This window comes from Streptomyces sp. UH6 (assembly GCF_013421635.1).
Lineage (GTDB): Bacteria > Actinomycetota > Actinomycetes > Streptomycetales > Streptomycetaceae > Streptomyces > Streptomyces abyssomicinicus.
In genome coordinates this window covers 1-6,404 of sequence record NZ_JACADT010000271.1, presented here as the reverse complement: position 1 = coordinate 6,404, position 6,404 = coordinate 1, and the positions used below count along the sequence as shown (strand labels likewise).

General features: G+C 73.1%; 7 protein-coding genes, 1 tRNA gene and 1 pseudogene. 7 read left to right on the top strand and 2 right to left on the bottom strand.

The genetic code is table 11. The features are described 5' to 3' along the window. From HW445_RS15095 to HW445_RS15085, 3 genes and pseudogenes are all read left to right on the top strand, one after another. Positions 1-182: pseudogene (locus tag HW445_RS15095) on the top strand (LysR family transcriptional regulator); the annotation flags it as partial. Between the two features lie 47 nt (positions 183-229). Next, positions 230-589 (top strand): MmcQ/YjbR family DNA-binding protein, encoded by a 360-nt coding sequence (locus HW445_RS15090; protein ID WP_180221533.1) that lies wholly within the window; start codon positions 230-232, stop codon positions 587-589. A gap of 115 nt (positions 590-704) precedes the next feature. Continuing rightward, positions 705-778, top strand: a tRNA-Pro gene (locus tag HW445_RS15085). A 109-nt stretch (positions 779-887) separates the two neighbouring features. Here HW445_RS15085 and HW445_RS15080 read toward each other — a convergent pair. Both HW445_RS15080 and HW445_RS15075 read right to left on the bottom strand, forming a co-directional pair. Continuing rightward, positions 888-1,130, bottom strand: coding sequence for a hypothetical protein (locus HW445_RS15080; RefSeq protein WP_180221532.1), 243 nt, complete (start codon positions 1,128-1,130; stop codon positions 888-890). Between the two features lie 141 nt (positions 1,131-1,271). After that, positions 1,272-1,799 (bottom strand): NUDIX hydrolase family protein, encoded by a 528-nt coding sequence (locus HW445_RS15075; RefSeq protein ID WP_180221534.1) that lies wholly within the window; start codon positions 1,797-1,799, stop codon positions 1,272-1,274. Positions 1,800-1,990: 191 nt separating this feature from the next. Here HW445_RS15075 and HW445_RS15070 point away from each other — a divergent pair, with 191 nt between their 5' ends. From HW445_RS15070 to lhgO, 4 genes are all read left to right on the top strand, one after another. Further along, positions 1,991-2,641: a GntR family transcriptional regulator gene (locus HW445_RS15070; protein WP_180221531.1), complete on the top strand. Its 651-nt coding sequence runs from the start codon at positions 1,991-1,993 to the stop codon at positions 2,639-2,641. Between the two features lie 49 nt (positions 2,642-2,690). Continuing rightward, the gene (locus HW445_RS15065; protein WP_180221530.1) at positions 2,691-3,797 is read left to right on the top strand and encodes a 4-oxalomesaconate tautomerase; all 1,107 of its coding nucleotides are present in this window, start codon (positions 2,691-2,693) and stop codon (positions 3,795-3,797) included. A 10-nt stretch (positions 3,798-3,807) separates the two neighbouring features. Next, positions 3,808-4,758, top strand: a complete 951-nt coding sequence (locus tag HW445_RS15060) for a catechol 2,3-dioxygenase (RefSeq protein ID WP_180221529.1) — start codon at positions 3,808-3,810, stop codon at positions 4,756-4,758. Positions 4,759-5,230: 472 nt separating this feature from the next. Then, a partial coding sequence (gene lhgO / locus HW445_RS15055; RefSeq protein WP_180221528.1) for an L-2-hydroxyglutarate oxidase occupies positions 5,231-6,404 on the top strand: 1,174 nt, incomplete at its 3' end.

The window sequence follows — 6,404 nt, the reverse complement described above, 5'->3', positions numbered from 1 at the left end:
CCCTGGTGCCCCGCTCGGCGCTGCGCGGCATGGACCTGCGCGGCGTGACGGTACGGCCCGTGGACGGCGTGGCGCCCACCCGCCGGGTGTTCGCCGCGGTGCGCCGGGGCTCCGAGCAGCACCCCCTGATCAGCCCTCTGCTGGGCGCGCTGGGCGAGGCCGCCCAGGCCCAGCGGGACTGACCCGCGCAGCGCCCGCCGCTGTCGGTGGCCGCCGTTACGCTGCGGGCATGCCGGACGCCCATGACGTACGCCGAATCGCCCTGTCCCTGCCGGACACCGCCGAGAAGACGGCCTGGAGCATGCCCACCTTCCGGGTGGCGGGGAAGATGTTCGCCACCCTGCCCGAGGACGAGACCTCCTGCGCGGTGCGCTGCCCCAAGGAGGACCGGGACGAACTGGTGCTCGCCGAGCCGGAGAAGTTCTGGATCGCGGGCCACGAGGCCTCGTTCGCCTGGATCCGGGTCAGGCTCGACGCCCTGGACGACGAGGACGAGCTGCGCGACATCCTCGCCGACTCCTGGCGCCAGGCGGCCCCCGCCCGGCTGCGCGAGGACCACCCGCGGCTGGGAGTGGCCGGAGGGGAATGAACGCGGCCGGGCCGCGGCGGCGGACGCGGCGCAAACCCGCGCGCGACCACCGTCCGGAGTACGGTATGGTTGCCATGCACGTTCGGCCGGGGGAAACCCCAGGTCAGGCGGCAAACGGGACGTGGCGCAGCTTGGTAGCGCACTTGACTGGGGGTCAAGGGGTCGCAGGTTCAAATCCTGTCGTCCCGACTCGTGAGAGTCGTGGTTCAGGGCCGGTGTCGGAGGTTTCCGACACCGGCCCTGAACGTTCTCCTCGCTCGTGCGCGCACCGTCCGCCGTGCCAGGACGGCTGCGGGAGTCAGGAGCCCTCGGGTTCCCCCGCCTCCTTCGCCGCCTCGTCGTCCTCGACGCCCTCCAGCGGCTCACCGGCGCCGGTGCCGCCGCCGCTGTAGCCCTCCGCGGCACTCGCCGTGCCGGGCACGACACGCTCCCGCGCCTCCTGCTCCAGTCCGGAATGCGCGCCGGGACCGCGGTCGGGCGTCTCCGCCGACCGCTCCTCGGTGTCGTTCCGCTCTTCCTCGGGTCCTTCGGATCCGGCCATGTCCGCTCCCATCCTCGTCCCGCCCGCCCGGTGCGCGGACCGGGCGGGCCCGGCGCAGCACGCGGGTACCCGACGGGTCCGCCGGAAAACGGGCGGGCGCGACGGCGGAAGGCCGGCCCTCCGGACTCCCTCCCGGGGTGGTCAGCTCACGCAGCCGATGTGGGCCAGCGCCTGCTTCAGCAGGACGCCGTGGCCGCCCGGCATCTCGTTCTGCACCAGCGGCGAGGCGGCCTCGTGCGGACTGAACCAGACCAGGTCCAGCGCGTCCTGCCGGGGTCTGCAGTCACCGGCCACCGGGACGATGTACGCGAGCGAGACCGCGTGCTGCCGGGGGTCGTGGAACGGCGTGACGCCCTGGGTGGGGAAGTACTCGGCGACGGTGAACGGCTGCAGCGAGGCGGGCACCCGGGGCAGCGCCACCGGGCCGAGATCCTTCTCCAGGTGGCGCAGCAGCGCGTCCCGGACCCTCTCGTGATGCAGGACGCGGCCGGAGACGAGGGAGCGGGTCACCGCACCGTCGGGGCCGATCCGCAGCAGCAGGCCGACGCTGATGACCTCACCGCTGTCGTCGACGCGTACCGGCACCGCCTCGACGTACAGGATGGGCATCCGGGCGCGCGCGAGTTCGAGTTCGTCGGTGGTCAGCCAACCGGGCGTGGTTTCGGTCATGTCAGACACGCTGGCGATCATACTTTCCTTGGTCCGCCTTGGGGCACGGCTCAGCCGAGGACCCCCGCACGAGGGACGGAACGTCCGCGCGGGTCTCCTCCGGCCGCCCCACCGGAGGGTGATGTGGGAACAAAATTGTTGACAATGCTGTCGGACGAGACTTACGTTCGACAGGCACTCAGGGAGGGCGAATGGATCCGAGCGCTCGGCCGGGCACCGGGGAGCAGGCCAAGCAGCATGCGCTGAAGCTGCTGAGGGACGCGATCCTGCGGGGTGACATGGTGCCCGCCCAGCGGCTGGTGGAGAACGAGCTCGCCGAGCAGTTCGGTGTCACCCGGGCCAGCATCCGGGCGGCCCTCATCGATCTGGCGGCCGAGGGACTGGTCGAACGGATCCGCAACCGTGGCTCGCGGGTGCGGGTGGTGAGCGTCGACGAGGCGGTCGCCATCACCGAGTGCCGCATGGTGCTGGAAGGGCTGTGCGCGGCCAAGGCCGCCGTCGAGGCGACCGACGAGCAGCTCGACCGGCTCCGTCGGCTGGGCGGAGAGATGTCCAAGGCGGTCGCCGGGGGCGAGTCGATGACCTACTCGCAGCTCAACCGAGAGCTCCACTCCCTGCTCAGGGAGTACTCCGGCCAGAGCGTCGCGGACGAGCTGCTGCAACGTCTCCATGCCCAACTGGTGCGCCATCGCTTCCAGTTGGCGTTGCGGCCGGGGAGGCCGCAGAAGTCCCTGCCCGAGCACCTGGCCATCATCGACGCGGTGACGGCCAGGGACCCGAACGCGGCCGACCAGGCCGTGCGCGCCCATCTCACGAGTGTGATCACCGCGCTGCGGGAGTGATCCGCACCCGGCGGGAGGGGCTCCTGAACCTGTTCAAGGAGGCTGGACGATGACCCGCCGGTACGACGAGGTCCGCTGCATGCTGATGCGCGGCGGCACCTCCAAGGGCGCCTACTTCCTCGCGGAGGACCTTCCCGCGGATCCCGTCGAACGGGACGGGCTGCTGCTGCGCGTCATGGGCAGCCCCGACGCCCGGCAGATCGACGGGCTCGGCGGCGCCCACCCGCTGACCAGCAAGGTCGCCGTGGTCTCCCGCTCCGAGGACCCGGCGGCGGACGTCGACTACCTGTTCCTCCAGGTGGCGGTGGACACCGCGGAGGTCTCCGACCGCCAGAACTGCGGCAACCTGCTGGCCGGCGTCGGCCCCTTCGCCGTCGAGCGCGGCCTGGTCGCGGCGGGGGAGCGGGAGACCTCCGTGCGGATCCGCATGGTCAACAGCGGCGACCGCGCCGTCGCCGTGGTGCCCACCCCCGGCGGCCGGGTCGAGTACGCCGGGAGAGCCGAGATAGCGGGCGTGCCGGGCGCCGCCGCACCCGTCGTCATCGACTTCCCGCCCGGGGCCGGCCCCCTGCTGCCCACCGGCAACGTCCGGGACGTCGTCGCCGGCATCGCGGTCACCTGCGTGGACAACGGCATGCCGACGGTGCTGATGGCCGCCGGGGACCTCGGGGTCACCGGTGACGAGAGCCCCGCCGAGCTGGAGGCCGACCGGGAACTCGCCGCCCGCCTGCGGGAGATCCGGCTGGCCGCCGGACGCCTGATGGGGCTGGGCGACGTCGAGCACACCACGGTGCCCAAGCTGACGCTGCTGGCCCCGCCCCGCACGGACGAGGGCGCGGTGGCCACCCGCACCTTCATCCCGGTCCGCTGCCACACCTCCATCGGAGTCCTCGGCGCGGCCGGCGTCGCCGCCGGCGTTCGGCTGGCCGGTTCGGTGGGCGAGGGCATCGCCAGGCTCCCCGCCGAGGGGGACCGGACGCGCATCGAACACCCCACCGGCTTCTTCGACCTCGAGGCCGCCGTCGACCAGGGCGCCGACGGTTCCCCGCCGGCCGCCCGCCGCACCGCGGTGGTCCGCACCGCCCGCAAGATCTTCGACGGCACGGTCTTCCCCCGTCCCGCCGGAACCGCCCCGACATCCGCTCGTCACGCGTAAGGAGACACCCATGACTCCGCCGCTGGGAGACATCGCCCACATCGGGCACGTCGAACTGCTCACCCCCGACGTCGACGGCAGCGTCCGGTTCTTCACCGAGATCCTCGGCCTCACCGAGAACGGCCGCTCCGGTGACTCCGTCTACCTGCGCACCTTCGACGACTACGAGCACCACAGCCTGGTGCTGACCGCCTCCGGGAAGCCCGGCGTCAGGCGCACCTCGCTGCGCGCCTCCAGCGAGGAGGCGCTCCGTCGCCGCGTCGCCGCGACCCAGGAGGCCGGCCTCGACGGCCGGTGGGCCGAGGACGAGCCCGGCATCGGCCCGATGTACCTCACCACCGACAGGGACGGCCACGAACTGGCCCTGTACTACGAGACCGAGTGGTACCAGGCGCCGCCGGAGCTGAAGCCGGGCCTCAAGAACCAGCCGCAGGCCAAGCCCCGGCAGGGCGTCGGCGTACGGCGGCTGGACCACGTCAACTTCCTCGCCGAGGACGTCGCCGCCAACGCCGACCACGTCCAGCACGTGCTCGGCGCCCGGCCGACCGAGCAGATCCAGCTGAACGACGGCAGCATCGGCGCCAAGTGGCTGACCTTCAACAACAAGTCCTACGACCTCGTCTACACCTCGGACTGGACGGGCTCCAACGGGCGGCTGCACCACATCGCCTTCGCCACCGACACCCGCGAGGACATCCTCCGGGCGGCCGACCTCTGCCTCGACAACGACGTGTTCATCGAGACCGGCCCGCACAAGCACGCCATCCAGCAGACGTTCTTCCTGTACGTCTACGAGCCCGGCGGCAACCGGATCGAGCTGTGCAACCCGCTCACCCGCCTGGTCCTCGCACCCGACTGGCCGCTCGTCACCTGGACCGAGGCGGAGCGCGCCAAGGGCCAGGCGTGGGGGCTGAAGACCATCGCGTCCTTCCACACCCACGGCACTCCGCCGGTGGAGTGACCCGGGTCGCGGACCGGCCGGCCGGTGCCTGCAAGGAGCGCCCCCGGCGGGGAACGGCGGGCCGGCCGATGCCGTACGCCGCGGTCGCGGAGGAGGCTCGGGAGCCGGTCTCCGCCTGACCGGCACGGCCCGGCGGCCCGCGTCCGTCCCACCCGTGCCCGGATCCCCCGTCAGTGAGGGGACCGGGCACGGGCCTTGCCGCCGCACCGCCACCGGCGCCGGCCAGGACTGGCTGGAAAAAACCGGTTGTCCGACCGGCTTGCCTGGGGGAGTCTGTGCCTGTCGCCGCCGGCACGGTGCCTCGTGCCGGCGCGACCCTCTCCTTCCGCCGTGCCCGCCCGCCCTCGCTGTGGCCGCCACGGTTTTCGGATGATCCTTCCCGCCCGCCCCGTGACCGGGCAGGATCTTCCTCGGCCCCCGATGACGCCCCCACCGGGTCGTCCCCCACCGGGCCCCGCAGAAAGGAGAGCCGATGCCCGAGGAAACGATCGGCGTCGTCGGCGCCGGCATCGTCGGCCTCGCCACCGCCCGTGAGATCGCGGTGCGCCGCCCCGGGACCCGTGTCGTGGTGCTGGAGAAGGAGCGCGAGGTCGCCGTCCACCAGACCGGCCACAACTCCGGAGTGGTGCACGCCGGGATCTACTACCGCCCCGGCAGCCTCAAGGCCACCCTCTGCACGCGCGGCGTGGCCCTGCTCCGCGAGTACTGCCGCGACCGCGGCCTGCCGTACGAGGAGTGCGGCAAACTGGTCGTCGCCGTCACCCCCGACGAGATCCCGCGCCTGGAGGCGCTGCACGCCAACGCCCTGGAGAACCGGGTGCCCGGGGTACGGCGGATCGCCCGGGAGGAGATCCGCGAGATCGAGCCGCACGCGGCCGGACTCGCCGCCGTCCACTCCCCGCACACCGCCATCACCGACTACACGGCGATCGCCCGGTCCTTCGCACGGGACGTCGAGGCGGCCGGTGGCGAGATCCGCCTCGGCTTCCCCGTCGGACGGATCCGCCGGGCGGCCGACGGAAGCGTGGAGGTGATCTCCGGCGACGGGAAGTCGCTGGTCCACGCCGACCGCCTGGTCCTGTGCGCCGGGCTCCAGAGCGACCGGGTGGCACGGCTCGCCGGAGACGGGGCCGACCCGCGGATCGTGCCCTTCCGGGGCGAGTACATGACGATCCGGCCGGAGAAGGCAGGGCTGGTGCGCGGGCTGGTGTACCCGGTGCCCGACCCCCGCTACCCGTTCCTCGGCGTGCACTTCACCCGCCGGGTCGACGGCGGCGTGGAGGTCGGCCCCAACGCCGTCCTCGCCTTCGCCCGCGAGGGCTACCGGCTCACCGACGTCGACCCGCGTGAACTCGCCCGCGTCGCCGCCTTCCCCGGCATCTGGCGCCTGGCCCGGCGGCACTGGCGCACCGGCGCCCGGGAGATGCGTGGATCGCTGTCCGTCGCCGCCTACATGAAGGCCGCCGAGGCGTACGTCCCCGCCGTCGGGGCGCGTGACGTGGTGCGGGCCGGAGCGGGCGTGCGCGCCCAGGCCCTGGGCCGCGACGGCTCCCTGGTCGACGACTTCGTCATCCACCACCTCGGACCCGTCACCGCCGTGCGCAACGCGCCGTCGCCCGCCGCGACGTCGTCCATGGCCATCGCCG